Source organism: Vagococcus entomophilus, assembly GCF_003987595.1.
Lineage (GTDB): Bacteria > Bacillota > Bacilli > Lactobacillales > Vagococcaceae > Vagococcus_E > Vagococcus_E entomophilus.
On the sequence record NZ_NGJZ01000001.1, the window covers coordinates 240,298 to 255,150 of the forward strand.

The window sequence follows — 14,853 nt, forward strand, 5'->3', positions numbered from 1 at the left end:
TTTTTGATTTTCTAAAGGAGGAAATCTAGAATGACAGTTAAAGTAGGTATTAATGGATTTGGACGTATCGGACGCTTAGCTTTCCGTCGTATCCAAGAATTAGAAGGAATCGAAGTTGTTGCAATCAATGACTTAACAGATGCTAAAATGTTAGCACACTTATTAAAATATGATACAACTCAAGGACGTTTCAACGGTGAAGTTGAAGTTCATGATGGATTTTTCAAAGTTAACGGTAAAGAAGTTAAAGTTCTTGCTAACCGTAATCCAGAAGAATTACCATGGGGAGACCTTGGAGTAGAAATCGTTCTTGAATGTACTGGTTTCTTCACTTCTAAAGAAGGCGCTGAAAAACATCTTAAAGGTGGAGCTAAACGTGTTGTTATCTCTGCACCAGGCGGAAACGACGTACCAACAGTTGTTTACAACACTAACCATGATATCTTAACAGGTAAAGAAACAGTTATCTCAGGTGCTTCATGTACTACTAACTGTTTAGCACCTATGGCTAAAACTTTAAATGACAAATTTGGTGTTGTTGAAGGATTAATGACAACTATCCATGCTTACACTGGAGACCAAATGACTTTAGATGGACCTCATCCTAAAGGTGACTTCCGTCGTGCACGCGCTGCTGCTGCAAACATTACTCCTAACTCAACTGGTGCTGCTAAAGCAATCGGTTTAGTAATTCCTGAATTAAACGGAAAATTAGACGGAGCTGCTCAACGTGTTCCTGTTCCAACTGGATCATTAACTGAATTAGTTACTGTTCTTGACAAAAAAGTTACTGTTGAAGAAGTTAACGCTGCTATGAAAGCTGCTGCTAACGAATCTTACGGATATACTGAAGACGAAATCGTTTCTTCTGATATCGTAGGAATTACTTACGGATCATTATTTGATGCTACTCAAACTAAAGTAATGACTGTTGGTGACAAACAATTAGTTAAAACTGTATCTTGGTATGACAATGAAATGTCTTACACTTCACAATTAGTTCGTACTTTAGAATACTTTGCTAAATTAGGTTAATCCCTAAATTTAATGTGACTGTATCGAAAGCGGGGAAGCGCGTCGCTTCCTCGCTTTTTTTTGAAAATAATATCCTTGAAAGGAAGTTGCACTGAAATGGCAAAATTAACTGTAAAAGACCTTGAATTAAAAGGGAAAAAAGTTTTAGTTCGTGTAGATTTTAATGTTCCACTTAAAGATGGCGTGATTACAAATGATAATCGTATCACTGCTGCTTTGCCAACAATTAAATACATCACTGAAAATGGTGGAAAAGCTGTTCTTTTCTCTCATTTAGGCCGTGTAAAAGAAGAAGCGGACAAAGCGGATAAATCTTTAGCACCAGTGGCTGCTGACTTATCTAAAAAATTAGGTAAAGAAGTCACTTTTGTTCCGGGTGTAACTCGTGGACCTAAACTAGAAGAAGCAATCAATGGATTAAATGACGGAGATGTTTTATTAGTTGAAAACACGCGTTTTGAAGACGTTGATGGCAAAAAAGAATCCAAAAATGATTCTGAATTAGGAAAATATTGGGCATCTTTAGGCGATGACATTTTTGTCAATGACGCTTTTGGTACTGCTCACCGCGCACATGCTTCAAACGTTGGGATTTCTTCAAACGTTTCAAAAGCAGCTGCTGGTTTCTTAATGGAAAACGAAATCAAATTTATCAAAGAAGCTGTTGAAAAACCAGTTCGTCCATTTGTTGCGATTCTTGGTGGATCAAAAGTATCAGATAAAATTGGTGTGATTGAAAACTTATTAGAAAAAGCTGACAAAGTAATTGTTGGTGGTGGAATGACTTATACGTTCTACGCTGCTAAAGGAATTGAAATTGGGGATTCTTTAGTTGAATTAGACAAAGTTGATTTGGCTAAATCATTAATTGAAAAAGCTGGAGATAAATTAGTATTGCCAGTTGATTCAATCGAAGCAAATGCTTTTGCTGGCTATTCAGAAGTAAAAGCAACAGATGGCGAAGCAGTGGATAAAGGTTTCCTTGGTCTTGACATTGGACCTAAGTCTATTGAATTATTCGAATCAGTAATCGATGGAGCCAAAACAGTTGTTTGGAACGGACCAATGGGTGTGTTTGAAAACGAAGATTTTGCTAAAGGTACAATCGCTGTAATGGATGCTATTGCAGCTCAAGATGGGGCAACTTCAATTATCGGTGGAGGAGATTCAGCAGCTGCTGCAATCAACTTAGGCCGTGCAGACAAATTCTCTTGGATTTCTACTGGTGGCGGTGCGTCCCTAGAACTTCTTGAAGGAAAAGAATTACCAGGTCTTGCAGCTTTAACAGATAAATAAAACTTGCGAGGTAGGGGCAAAATTGCCTCTTCCTTTGCTTAGACAAAATTAAGAGGTGGAAAAAATGGCACGTAAACCAATTATCGCAGGTAACTGGAAAATGAACAAAACTGCTAAGGAAGCAAAAGAATTTGCTGAAGCAGTAAAAAATAACATCCCAAGCAATTCAAAAGTAGATTCTGTTGTTGGATCTCCTGCTTTGTTCTTACAAGAATTAGTAGAATCAGCAAATGGAACAGAACTTAAAATCTCTGCTCAAAATTGCTACTTTGAAAATGCGGGTGCTTTCACTGGTGAAACTTCACCAGCAGCTTTAAATGATTTAGGTGTGGACTATGTGATCATTGGTCACTCTGAACGTCGTGAATATTTCCATGAAACAGATGAAGACATCAATAAAAAAGCAAAAGCAATTTTTGCGAACAACATGACACCAATTTTCTGTTGTGGTGAAACCTTAGAAACTTATGAAGCTGGAAAAACAGCTGAATGGATTGAAAGCCAAATTACAAATGGTTTAGTTGGATTGAGCAATGAGCAAGTAGCTTCAATGGTTATTGCTTATGAACCAATCTGGGCTATCGGAACTGGTAAATCAGCAGATGCAAACATTGCAGATGATATTTGTGGAGTTGTGCGTAAAACTGTTGAAAAATTATACGGAAAAGAAGTATCTGAAAGCGTTCGTATCCAATACGGTGGTTCTGTGAAACCTGAGAACATCGCTGAATACATGGCAAAAGAAAATGTTGATGGTGCATTAGTAGGTGGCGCAAGCTTACAACCTGATTCATTCTTAGCTTTATTGGAGGCTGTAAAATAATATGAGCAAATCTCCAGTAGCAATCATTATCCTAGATGGTTTTGGACTAAGAGATGAAACTGTAGGAAATGCAGTAGCCCAAGCAAATAAACCAAATTTTGACCGTTATTGGAATGAATTTCCAACAAGCTCTTTAAAGGCAGCGGGACTTGATGTTGGTTTACCTGAGGGACAAATGGGTAACTCTGAAGTAGGCCATACAAATATCGGTGCAGGACGCATCGTATATCAAAGCTTAACAAGAATTGATAAAGCCATCGCTGACGGTGAATTCCAAAAAAATGAGTCGCTTGCAAAAGCAATGGATTATGCGATTAAAAATAATTCAGCCTTGCATTTATTTGGTCTTTTATCTGATGGTGGAGTGCATAGTCACCAAAATCATTTATATGCTTTGCTTGAAACTGCTAAAGCAAAAGGTGTGAAACAAACTTTTGTTCATGTCTTCTTAGATGGACGTGATGTTGCACCAACTTCTGCAAAAGGTTACATGGAAGATTTACTTGCAAAAATGGAAGAGCTAAACTACGGTGAAGTTGCTTCTGTTTCTGGTAGATTCTATGCGATGGACCGTGATAAACGTTGGGAACGTGTATCAAAAGCATACAACGTGCTTGTAAATGGTGAAGGAAATCATGCCACAAGTCCGATTGAAGCAATTGAGGCTTCTTATGCGGATGGTGTCAATGATGAATTCTTTATCCCAACAGTTATCGAAAAAGACGGCAAACCGGTTGGAACGGTTAAAGACAATGATGCAGTTATCTTCTTTAATTTCAGACCAGACCGTGCGATTCAATTGTCAAATGCTTTTACAGATGAACAGTGGGAACACTTTGAACGAAATCAACATCCTAAAAATGTGAAATTCGTTACGATGACTTTATATAACCCAAGTATTGTTGCTGATGTTGCTTTCCCACCAATTGAAATGAAAAACGTGATTGGAGAGGTTCTTTCTGATAAAGGTCTTTCTCAATTACGCATTGCGGAAACTGAGAAATATCCGCATGTAACGTTCTTTATGAATGGTGGTCGCAATGAGGAATTTCCAGGTGAAAGTCGGATCTTAATCAACTCACCTAAAGTTGAAACGTATGACTTACAACCAGAAATGAGTGCATATGAAGTGACGGATGCTTTGGTAGCAGATATCGAAGCAGACAAGCATGATGCGATTATTTTAAATTTTGCAAATCCTGATATGGTAGGTCACTCTGGTATGCTTGAGCCTACTATTAAAGCGATTGAAGCTGTGGATGAAAACCTTGGTCGAGTAGTTGATGCTATTCTTGCAAAAGATGGCCATGCCATTATCTTTGCTGACCATGGGAACTCTGAAACAATGTCTACTCCAGAAGGAAAACCACATACAGCGCATACTACTGTTCCGGTTCCTGTTATCGTAACAAAAAAAGGTGTGACTTTACGTACAGACGGTCGTTTAGCGGACGTTGCACCTACAATGTTAGACTTACTTGGAGTAGAAAAACCAGTCGAAATGACAGGTGAATCATTAATTAAAAAGTAATTTTCGAGAATAATTGCAAATTCGTTGAAAATTCATTACAATGAACTATGGAATGGATAATTCCTTAGAAATAAAGAACTCAAAGGAGAGACTCAAACATGTCAATTATTACTGATATTTACGCTCGCGAAGTCCTTGACTCACGTGGTAACCCAACAATCGAAGTGGAAGTTTACACAGAAAGCGGTGCTTTTGGTCGCGGAATGGTTCCTTCTGGTGCTTCAACTGGTGAATATGAAGCCGTTGAATTACGTGATGGAGACAAATCTCGTTATGGTGGAAAAGGCGTAACTAAAGCAGTTGATAACGTAAACAACGTGATTGCTGAAGCAATCATTGGTTACGATGTAACAGAACAACAAGCAATTGATAAAGCGATGATTGCTTTAGATGGTACTCCAAATAAAGGTAAATTAGGCGCAAATGCGATCTTAGGTGTTTCTATTGCCGTAGCACGTGCTGCAGCTGATTACTTAGAAGTTCCTTTATATCATTACTTAGGTGGATTCAATACTAAAGTATTACCAACTCCAATGATGAACATCATCAATGGTGGTTCACATGCTGATAACAGTATTGACTTCCAAGAATTCATGATCATGCCTGTAGGAGCTCCTACATTTAAAGAAGCTTTACGTATGGGTGCTGAAGTATTCCACGCACTAGCTTCAATTTTAAAAGCAAAAGGTTTAGCAACTTCTGTTGGTGACGAAGGTGGTTTCGCTCCAAACTTAGGTTCTAACGAAGAAGGATTTGAAGTAATTATCGAAGCAATTGAAAAAGCTGGCTACAAACCTGGTAAAGACGTTGTTCTTGCTATGGATGCTGCTTCTTCAGAATTCTACGATAAAGATAAAGGTGTTTACGTTTTAGCTGATTCAGGCGAAGGCGAAAAAACAACTGAAGAAATGATCCAACTTTATAAAGAATTATGTGCTAAATACCCAATCATCTCTATTGAAGATGGTTTAGATGAAAACGATTGGGACGGATTCAAAAAACTTACTGATGAATTAGGCGATAAAGTTCAATTAGTAGGGGACGATTTATTCGTAACAAACACTCAAAAATTAGCTGAAGGTATCGAAAAAGGAATTGCTAATTCAATCCTTATTAAAGTTAACCAAATTGGTACTTTAACAGAAACTTTTGAAGCTATCGAAATGGCTAAAGAAGCTGGCTATACAGCAGTAGTATCTCACCGTTCTGGTGAAACAGAAGATTCAACAATCTCTGATATCGCTGTTGCAACAAATGCTGGACAAATCAAAACAGGTTCTCTAAGCCGTACTGACCGTATTGCAAAATACAATCAATTATTAAGAATTGAAGACCAACTTGGTGAAGTTGCTCAGTACAAAGGTTTGAAATCTTTCTACAACTTAAAAAATAAATAAGCATGAAAATTGCTTAAATATTTAAAGCAAAAAGACTCTTCTTCTGGAAGAGTCTTTTTTTTGTGCGCTTCAAATAATAAGGATATGGCAATTTCTTTCTTTAATTAGGAAGGGATATTTCGCTTAATACATGACATGGGAATGTGAAATTTGAAAAAAATGTATAGCCACTAAAGGATGAGAATACACTCAATGAAAAGCTTAGATTGCAAAATGTCAGATAAAAGAAAAACGAGCGTCAAGGGACGCTCGTTTTTTGCAATAAGACTAAGCCCAGTCACCGTTTCTAAAAATTGGCACAACGCTACCATCAGCTCGGATACCATCTACATTCATTTTATCAGAACCAATCATAAAGTCGACATGTGTTTGGCTTCTATTTAAGCCAGCAGCTACTAATTCTTCTTCAGACATTTCCGTTCCACCTTGTACACTAAAGGCATAAGCAGATCCAAGTGCAAGGTGATTCGAAGCATTTTCGTCAAATAGCGTATTATAAAAAGTAATTCCGGATTGCGAGATTGGGGAAGGATCTGGTACTAAAGCCACTTCTCCAAGGCTTTTTGCTCCCTCATCTGTATCCAATAATTTTTTTAGTGTTTCTTCACCTTGCTCAGCACTTGCAGATACGACTTTTCCGTCTTTGAAAGTGAAGTTCATGCCTGTGATTGTCGTACCAGCGTAGCTTAGCGGCTTGGTACTGCTCACAATTCCATCAATTCTTTTTGCATCTGGGGCAGTAAAAACTTCTTCTGTTGGCATATTTGCCATGAATTTTTCTTTTCTGCTGTTGTAGCTTCCAGCACCTTCCCATAAATGATTTTTTGGAAGTCCAATCGTTAAATCAGTACCAGGTGCTGTATAATGTAGCGCATCAAATTGTTCTTTGTTGAGTTCTTCTGCTTTTGTTGCAAGTGTTTGGTCATGTTTTTGCCATGCACTTACAGGATCTGTCTCATAGATTCGAGTTGTTTTAAATATTTGATCCCATAATGCCGCTACTTGTTCTTCGGTAGAGTTTAAGTTTGGAAAAACTTTTTCTGACCAACCAGCACTTGCCGCAGCTACGACCGTCCAACTAACTTTGTTGGCTTGAGTGGCTTTTCTTAGGGATACCATGGCCTTACCAGCAGAATTTTGGTAGGTGGCAATGCGCTGAGCATCGATGCCTGAAAATGCATCAGGATTACTTGAAACGACGCTAATTCTACTTGCACCTTTTTCCACCCAGGAATCTGTCTCATCTATTCGGTAAGCGGGTATTTCATTCAAAACAGAGTCTTCAGCATTTGCCAAAAATTCACGTTGAATGACTTCGTCGGTCCATTTGACAATCACTTCTTTTGCGCCTAATTTGTATGCTTCTTTAACGATTAAGCGTGCAAGTTCTACTTGTTCTACACTAATTTGAAGAACAACAGTGTGATGTTCTTTTACGTTTACGCCAACAGAAGTGATGAGTTCTGCGTATTTTTGAAGATTTTTTAAAAAAATTGTATTTTCCATAGTATGAGCCTCCAATATGATAGTTGCAACCGTATAATAACATAAATTTTTTTATCGCTCAAATACCAAGGATTTCACTTGAGATTAAAAAGTGAAAAAGTTGATAATTAACAAGATGTGGCTTAGAGGTGGTCAAAAATTCAACTTACTTTTGTTTTTTTAGATAACATGATACAATGGATAAGTATCATATAAACGTTAGTTAATTATAAAGTGTTTGTGTTTATTTTTAGGTGTTTGTGACAGTAGAAGGAGAGGTAGAGTCAATGGCTAGGAGAAAAACAATTACGAGAGAACAAATTTTGAATGCAGCTTTTCAAGTTGTTGCAACAGAAGGTTTTGCTCATTTTACGGCAAGAAATATCGCAAGTAAAATGAATTGTTCCACGCAACCCATTTATCTTGAATTTAAAAATATGGAAGATCTAAAATTAGCCTTGTTTAAAAAAATTGGTGATTACCTTGAGAATGAAGTCTTTTCTATTCCACAAATTGGGGATCCTTTAATAGATATGGCACTAAATTATATTGAGCTGGCGCAAAACCAGAAAGTACTTTACCGAGCGATTTATATGGAAAATCATAATGAGAAAGATTACTTAAATAAGTTTAGCTATGAATTATTTGAGAAGAATCTTGAGGCTTCAGGACGGTTTAATCAACTGACGAATCAAAAAAAGCATGAGCTATTTACTGGAATATGGATTGTAGCAACAGGATTGGCTTCATTGATGTCAGGCGGCATTCTTACGCCAGAAAGAAAAGAAATTGTTTTGTTGATAGAAAAAGCGATTGATAATATACTAAAAGATAATAATGAGATGTTAGAAACCCTACTATTTGAAAAAGAAGAGTAATCGTGAATGATTACTCTTCTTTTTTATGTAGATAACTATGCTTGAACAGTTTCTACTACTTTTTTTGCAAAAGCTTCTAATTTTTCGATATCTTCTTCTTCAGCGGCCAAATCAACTTTTACAGATTCGGCTCCTTTTGTCGCTCCTGTTTTGAGAAAAGCTTGTTCAAAATCATTAACTGACTGACAAAAGAATTCATAAAAAGTATCGCCAGATCCAACAACACCAAATACTTTTCCGTTCAATGTTGTATCTTGCAACTCTTCATAAAAGTCAACGATTTCATCAGGCAATTCGCCATCTCCATACGTATAAGTGGCAACGATGCAGATATCTGCATCGTTAAAGTCTTCAGCATCAACTTGCGTGCATTCTTCTTTTTCTACATCTATCCCTAAATTCTCAAGTTCTTCAGCCACAATATCGGCGATTTCTTCTGTATTTCCAGTCATACTTGCATAAACTATTTTGGCTAGTGTCATTTCTATTCATCCTTTCCTGCTTGTCTCATATAAATTATAACAGAACGAAGAAGCTTTTCAACCATTTTCAATGCTCCATGTGCTAAAAGACGTGACTTGGAGAGCCGTCAAGATTATGATAAAATAGGGAGTGCAAAAATAGAAAAGGGGTCAGAAAAAATGATAACATTAAAATCAGCAAGAGAAATAGAGGCAATGGATGAATCAGGTGCTTTACTTGCAGACGTTCATCGTCATCTAAGAAGTTTTATTAAGCCAGGAATTACGAGTTGGGATATTGAGTGTTTTGTGGATGACTTTATTCAAAAACATGGTGGGATTGCAGCACAAAAGGGCTTTGAAGGATACAAATATGCAACTTGTTGTACGATAAATGATGAAATTTGTCACGGATTTCCAAGAAAGCAAAAGTTAAAAGAAGGTGATTTGATCAAAGTAGATATGTGTATTGATCTTAAAGGGGCAATGTCCGATTCTTGCTGGGCTTATGTAGTGGGAAAATCGACTCCAGAGATTGATCATTTGATGGAAGTAACGAAAAAAGCCTTATACATAGGGATCGAACAGGCTCAAGTAGGAAACCGCATCGGAGATATCGGTCATGCGATTCAAACTTATGTAGAATCAGAAAACTTGTCAGTAGTGCGTGATTTTATTGGACATGGTATCGGACCAACCATTCATGAAGAGCCAGCAGTTCCACATTACGGAGAAGCAGGAAAAGGATTGCGTCTAAAAGAAGGAATGGTTATTACAATTGAACCAATGGTCAACACGGGAACCTGGCGAATGAAGATGGATGATAATGGTTGGACAGCTAGAACCCTAGACGGAGGTCTAAGTTGTCAATACGAACATACCTTGGCCATTACAAAAGCTGGACCGAGAATTTTAACTTCACAAGGTGACGAATAAAGAGAGTTGGAACTTAATGAATGCTTTCCTAAAAAAAATAAAAAATAATCATGACGTTCGCCGCTTTTTTCATACACTATTTACGCGAGTGAAGGATTCTGATATTAATAATTCAGCGGTAATTGTTACCTATTATTTACTGCTTTCCTTGTTCCCGCTAATTATTGCCATTGGAAATATTTTACCCTTTTTTAATATCAATCCTGCTACGGTACTTCCTTATTTAAAAGAAATGGTTCCAGCAGCTGTCTATAGTTTGATTGAGAGCACGATTAGTAATTTATTAAAAAATGCGGATGGTGGGCTACTTTCTATTTCAGCAATAGCCACCATTTGGGCGGCTAGTAAGAGTGTAAATGCCCTACAACTTTCGTTAAATAAAATTTACGGAGTTGAAAACCGAGTCAATGCGATTGTCTCTCGTCTTTTTTCTTTTGGGATGATTTTCTTTCTCTTAGTCGCAATCGCAGCTAGTTTGCTAGTTTTTGGTTTAGGACAAGCAACGTTAGACTATGTGAATCAATTTTTTACTATTCCAGATGACTTTACGACTTATTTTGTCACGTTGAAATGGCCAGTAACAATTTTTATTCTCTTTTTTATGATGTCAGTGATTTACTATTTTATCCCTAATGCCAAAGTCAGTATCCGGTATGTCTTCCCAGGTGCCATCTTCACGACAACTGGTTGGATGCTTTTAACACAGGCTTTCGGGTTATATGTCAAATATTTCTCAAAAAGCATGTCAAGTTATGGTGTAATCGGAAGTGTCATGATTTTTATCATATGGCTTAATTTTGCTGCGACCTTGATTTTGATTGGTGGAATAATCAACGCGGTTCTTGAAGAATTTTTAACAGGTAAAATTCGGCAAAATAAAGCTGGAATTGAAAAAATTAAGAAGAAATTAAAAAAGACTATTGACTAAAAATAAGGATATTGACCTGAAAAAATTAGAATAAAAAGAAAATTTAAGGAATTTTGAAGAGAATCAAGCCTCTTTTTATGGTATTATGGATAAAGTAAAAGTTTATAGTAAAGGAATAGTGATTGTGCGGAATAAGAAAGATAATGTGAATTCTAGAAAATCAAACAGAAAAAGAAGAACGCAAAGAACACCATCTAGAGACGAATATAGACAAAATTTTTCTCAAGACAAACGAAAAAAGAAATTAATTTTAAAAAGTATTCTTGCTGCTGTATTGGTTATTTTAATAATAGCCTTATCTTATTTTTCGTTGGTACTGGCTGGAGCGCAAAACTTATTAGATTCCGCCTATACGCCGAGAAAAAATACGACAACTATTAATGGGAAGTCAGTTGGGAACCTTAACGAAAATATTGATCCGATAAAAGATCCAATCTCAATCTTAGTAATGGGTATTGATGATAATTCTGAGAGAAAGCTCGGTTCTGCTAGGACGGATACCATGATGTTGCTGACTTTAAATCCAAAAGAAGGCTCCATTAACATGGTGACCATACCAAGAGACACCTATACTTCTATCAATACGAAGAAATTTGTCGGCTATGATAAAATTAATACAGCCTATACTTATGGTGGAGATGAAGGGGCTATTCAGGCTGTTCAAGATTTGACGAATGTTCCAATAAATTACTATTTGACCATTGACTTTCAGGCTTTTGAAGACATTATTGATGCACTAGGTGGAATAAAGGTGAATGTTCCAATGAATATCCATTCCGAATATGCTAGTGAGGAAGATCCTAATGCTGGAGAAATTCTTATTCATAAGGGAGAGCAGACCCTAAATGGTAAAAATGCCTTGATTTTTGCTAGGATTCGAAAAATTGATAATGACATTGAACGTGGAAAAAGACAGCAGTTAGTGGTACAAAAAGTGATTGAAAAGGCAACAGAAGTAGGTTCAATTACGAAATACAATAAAGTACTGACTGCTTTAAAAGGCCATATGTGGACTGATATGAAGTCGGATACTATGCTTTCAGTTGCACAATCCGCCCTTAAGACCAGCTACAGTATCCATTCTTATGTGTTTGATTGGAGTAGCTTTACCTCTGATCCCAATGGTGCAGGGTCAGCTAGTTATGTTTCACTCAATGCAGACAGTTTATCTTATGTTAGTCACAAGTTCCGCTTAGCTCTCGGGTTAGATAGTAAAGATGAGCGAGATGCAGAGGGTTATACTTTCAAAACAGATGGCATACCAAGCACGAAAACTTATCCGAGTTACGGAGCGTATAGCGATAACAATTAATAGAAAAGTCTTAGTTAGTCAAAATCGGCTTATGATTTTAAAAAAAACAGAAAGCATTCAATACGAATGCTTTCTGTTTTTTCTAGTTCTAAATGTATTGACAGATAAGTAAAACAACAAGCTGCTTATAGAAATAAAAAGACAAATGTAAAACATTTTTGGGACATACGTTACTGAAATTTGATGTTTTCCTTTTGTCAAAGGAATCCCCATAAACATTCCTTGTTTGAGTATTTTTACTTTGTTATTGTCCACACGTGCAGTCCAATTTTTGTCATAGGGTATAGAAAGAAAAAGTACTTGATCATCTTTGGAATGGACATTAATCTCTCCACTAATAGAAGTATTTGTTTGCTTGAGGTTACTTAGAGTATCTTTTTTGATTTTTGTTACCAGTTTATTCATGGAATTTAAGTTTAACTTATAAAATATTGGAGTGGCGTACAGTGTTTCTGAATCAGTTAACTCGACAATAATTTTCACTTCTTGTCCGGCATACGTTCCTAAATCCCAAGTATTGTTAGAGGTCAGATAAGCATTATTGGAATCGGGCAGCTTTATTTGTATATTTGGGTGCATAGTCGAGGTGCCAAAAGAAAGATAAACTTGAGATAATTCATCGACCTTAACTGTATACTCGATTGAAGCTTTTTGTTGTTTGTTCTTTTTTAGCAAGTAGACATTCCCATTAGGATCTTTGGACTCTTTTAAATTGTAAGAGCTACTTGAGACCTCTTGGCAGATACCAAATAGAGGGGAACTACTAGCTATTTCGGCAAGTTTATTTTGGTTTTCAAAAACACTTTGTTGGTTTGGCAAAGTCTCGTTCAAAAAATTTCTGTTAACCATATAGCCAAAAGGAATATAAAATTTATTCAAATAGGTTTTTAAGGGACCATGCTCATCCACTAGCTTGTACATATATGGACTTAGAGTTTGTTGCGATAAAAAATACTTCTGAGATAAAAAACAATTAAATGGAGTGAAACCACTCTCTGCACTGAATTCTCTCATTCCAGTTGTAAAACCAAATGAAGAAAGAGAAGAATTGTTGTTGAGATTTATTGTAGAGGTATAGGCAGCCATTCCTTTATATTCATATTTTAAGGAGTCGTTAGCATTTTTAATTCCTGGTTCAGTGTTTATTCTATAAAAAGTTTTATCTGAAACCACTAGTTTATTAAGCGCATGAGCATAATAATTATGACCAATATTTTCAAAATAAGCATCAGATAAAGAAATATCAGAATATTTTTTTAAAATTTGGACGGAATTAAAACTGATATCGATAAAAGTGAGAGCAATTAAACAGAATAAAACCTTTTTACTCTGATATTTTTTCAACAATAGTAAAAGAGCGAGAAAGAATAGGGTAAGTAGACCAATGTTTAATAGTTCTTTTCTTGTGAAAAATGTCAGGTCAGTATTAAAATATAAAAACGCCACATTTAAACAGAAAATAATGAACAAATAAATGAAGTAATTCTTATTTTTACTTTTTAATAAATGACTTAGTGCAATACTACTTAAAAATAGACAAAAGAAAGAAAAAACGAAGACATAGCGCCAAGAGGCACCGTTTGGCTGTTCAAAAGCGTGCCATATATAATTTAGCAGACCATTACGTATGCTTGAAAAGAGAATTAAGCCTACAAAGAAATAACTAACTTTTTGACGCGTTGGAATTTCTTTTATCAAAAAGAATAAAGGGGTTAACAATAAAATCAGAACTCCTGAATACAGAGAGAGGCTTTGCAAGTCTGAATACCCATTGAACATTTTGATGTACGTATCACGCAATCCAATAAAATTATGGAAAGTTTGAAGTGGACTAGAAAAATTGGATTCTTTTAGCACCATGTAAGTTGGAACAGTGATGAATAATGTGAAAATAAACGCTAAGATAGTATTTTTAAAAAAAAGGAAGCAATCGTGAAGAATTTCTTTTTTTCTTTGATAGCTATTAAATAGTTCTGCAATAAAATAGAGAAACGTGAAAATTCCAACCATATAACCAGTATAAAAATTAGCTATAAAAAGTAGCGTTAGTGAAAAAAGAAATAGTTTTTCTTTTTTTTGATAAATGATTCGATCTACTCCTAAAATGATTAAAGGCAGTAGATAAACTGCATCAATCCACATAGGTAAAAAGAAGTACGTCAGAGAAAATCCAATTAAAGAATAATAGAAAGAAGTAATATATAAAATAAAAGGGTTTTTGGTTACCTTAGATTTTAAAAATAGGCACATGGTTACAGCGCTAGTTCCTAATTTTAGCAACCAAATAAAAATGATTCCTAATGGAACTAAGTTTTTAGGAAATAAAGCAATGAGTATAGAAAATGGGGAAGAAAGATAATAGGTGAAAGTTGCCCAAAAATTTTCTCCTAATCCATAATTCCAAGAAAATAAAATGCTTGCTTGACCTTTAAAAACTTCTTGTAGGTGAGAATAAAAAAAACTTAATTGAGCTGGGAGATCTATGTACCAAATTGTTTTGGTACCAAAAGGTGTGATTGATAGAATAAAGAATAGTAATATAACTAAAAAAATAGGACTTAAAAATAGTAAACTATAAAACATTAAATTCTTTTTATTTTTTTTCATAATTTAACTCCTTATCAAAAAATACTTTCACAACATTAAATATGATAAACCATATTCTAACAGTATAGCTAGGTTTTTTTCATTTTTATAAATTTTTAATATTTATTGAGGGATATAATTGCTATTTGATAATTGAAATGATACATTTTATATGTAATAGGAAA

General features: G+C 35.6%; 12 protein-coding genes. 9 read left to right on the forward strand and 3 right to left on the reverse strand.

What is annotated here, in order from left to right; translation table 11 throughout:
- The first annotated feature begins 30 nt into the window (after window positions 1-30).
- From gap to eno, 5 genes are all read left to right on the forward strand, one after another.
- Window positions 31-1,035: a type I glyceraldehyde-3-phosphate dehydrogenase gene (gene gap / locus CBF30_RS01120; RefSeq protein WP_126821912.1), complete on the forward strand. Its 1,005-nt coding sequence runs from the start codon at window positions 31-33 to the stop codon at window positions 1,033-1,035.
- Between the two features lie 96 nt (window positions 1,036-1,131).
- Entirely contained in the window at window positions 1,132-2,331 is a 1,200-nt protein-coding gene (locus CBF30_RS01125) for a phosphoglycerate kinase (RefSeq protein WP_126821914.1), read from the forward strand.
- A 64-nt stretch (window positions 2,332-2,395) separates the two neighbouring features.
- Complete coding sequence (gene tpiA / locus CBF30_RS01130) at window positions 2,396-3,154, forward strand: triose-phosphate isomerase (RefSeq protein WP_126821916.1); 759 nt, start codon at window positions 2,396-2,398, stop codon at window positions 3,152-3,154.
- Window position 3,155: 1 nt separating this feature from the next.
- Entirely contained in the window at window positions 3,156-4,685 is a 1,530-nt protein-coding gene (gpmI, locus tag CBF30_RS01135) for a 2,3-bisphosphoglycerate-independent phosphoglycerate mutase (RefSeq protein ID WP_126821918.1), read from the forward strand.
- Window positions 4,686-4,783: 98 nt separating this feature from the next.
- On the forward strand, window positions 4,784-6,082 hold the full coding sequence (eno, locus tag CBF30_RS01140) for a phosphopyruvate hydratase (protein ID WP_126821920.1): 1,299 nt from the start codon (window positions 4,784-4,786) through the stop codon (window positions 6,080-6,082).
- A gap of 267 nt (window positions 6,083-6,349) precedes the next feature.
- Here eno and CBF30_RS01145 read toward each other — a convergent pair whose 3' ends face one another.
- Window positions 6,350-7,588, reverse strand: coding sequence for an aminopeptidase (locus tag CBF30_RS01145; RefSeq protein WP_126821922.1), 1,239 nt, complete (start codon window positions 7,586-7,588; stop codon window positions 6,350-6,352).
- A 266-nt stretch (window positions 7,589-7,854) separates the two neighbouring features.
- Here CBF30_RS01145 and CBF30_RS01150 point away from each other — a divergent pair, with 266 nt between their 5' ends.
- Window positions 7,855-8,445: a TetR/AcrR family transcriptional regulator gene (locus CBF30_RS01150; RefSeq protein ID WP_126821924.1), complete on the forward strand. Its 591-nt coding sequence runs from the start codon at window positions 7,855-7,857 to the stop codon at window positions 8,443-8,445.
- Between the two features lie 35 nt (window positions 8,446-8,480).
- Here CBF30_RS01150 and CBF30_RS01155 read toward each other — a convergent pair whose 3' ends face one another.
- Window positions 8,481-8,927 (reverse strand): flavodoxin, encoded by a 447-nt coding sequence (locus CBF30_RS01155; RefSeq protein ID WP_126821926.1) that lies wholly within the window; start codon window positions 8,925-8,927, stop codon window positions 8,481-8,483.
- 159 nt (window positions 8,928-9,086) lie between these two features.
- Between CBF30_RS01155 and map the strand changes: the two genes are divergently transcribed.
- From map to CBF30_RS01170, 3 genes are all read left to right on the forward strand, one after another.
- On the forward strand, window positions 9,087-9,842 hold the full coding sequence (map, locus tag CBF30_RS01160) for a type I methionyl aminopeptidase (protein ID WP_126821928.1): 756 nt from the start codon (window positions 9,087-9,089) through the stop codon (window positions 9,840-9,842).
- A gap of 16 nt (window positions 9,843-9,858) precedes the next feature.
- Window positions 9,859-10,770, forward strand: coding sequence for a YihY/virulence factor BrkB family protein (locus tag CBF30_RS01165; protein ID WP_126821930.1), 912 nt, complete (start codon window positions 9,859-9,861; stop codon window positions 10,768-10,770).
- 124 nt (window positions 10,771-10,894) lie between these two features.
- Window positions 10,895-12,082: an LCP family protein gene (locus CBF30_RS01170; protein WP_170168902.1), complete on the forward strand. Its 1,188-nt coding sequence runs from the start codon at window positions 10,895-10,897 to the stop codon at window positions 12,080-12,082.
- Window positions 12,083-12,139: 57 nt separating this feature from the next.
- On the opposite strand, the gene CBF30_RS01175 is transcribed toward CBF30_RS01170, so the two are convergent.
- Complete coding sequence (locus tag CBF30_RS01175) at window positions 12,140-14,689, reverse strand: YfhO family protein (protein WP_126821934.1); 2,550 nt, start codon at window positions 14,687-14,689, stop codon at window positions 12,140-12,142.
- Window positions 14,690-14,853: the final 164 nt, after the last annotated feature.

What these genes read in the sequence shown, in the direction of transcription:
- gap (WP_126821912.1), top strand. Translation starts at nt 31, where the DNA reads ATGACAGTTAAAGTAGGTATTAATGGATTTGGACGTATCGGACGCTTA.
- CBF30_RS01125 (WP_126821914.1), top strand. Translation starts at nt 1,132, where the DNA reads ATGGCAAAATTAACTGTAAAAGACCTTGAATTAAAAGGGAAAAAAGTT.
- tpiA (WP_126821916.1), top strand. Translation starts at nt 2,396, where the DNA reads ATGGCACGTAAACCAATTATCGCAGGTAACTGGAAAATGAACAAAACT.
- gpmI (WP_126821918.1), top strand. Translation starts at nt 3,156, where the DNA reads ATGAGCAAATCTCCAGTAGCAATCATTATCCTAGATGGTTTTGGACTA.
- eno (WP_126821920.1), top strand. Translation starts at nt 4,784, where the DNA reads ATGTCAATTATTACTGATATTTACGCTCGCGAAGTCCTTGACTCACGT.
- CBF30_RS01145 (WP_126821922.1), bottom strand. Translation starts at nt 7,588, where the DNA reads ATGGAAAATACAATTTTTTTAAAAAATCTTCAAAAATACGCAGAACTC.
- CBF30_RS01150 (WP_126821924.1), top strand. Translation starts at nt 7,855, where the DNA reads ATGGCTAGGAGAAAAACAATTACGAGAGAACAAATTTTGAATGCAGCT.
- CBF30_RS01155 (WP_126821926.1), bottom strand. Translation starts at nt 8,927, where the DNA reads ATGACACTAGCCAAAATAGTTTATGCAAGTATGACTGGAAATACAGAA.
- map (WP_126821928.1), top strand. Translation starts at nt 9,087, where the DNA reads ATGATAACATTAAAATCAGCAAGAGAAATAGAGGCAATGGATGAATCA.
- CBF30_RS01165 (WP_126821930.1), top strand. Translation starts at nt 9,859, where the DNA reads ATGAATGCTTTCCTAAAAAAAATAAAAAATAATCATGACGTTCGCCGC.
- CBF30_RS01175 (WP_126821934.1), bottom strand. Translation starts at nt 14,689, where the DNA reads ATGAAAAAAAATAAAAAGAATTTAATGTTTTATAGTTTACTATTTTTA.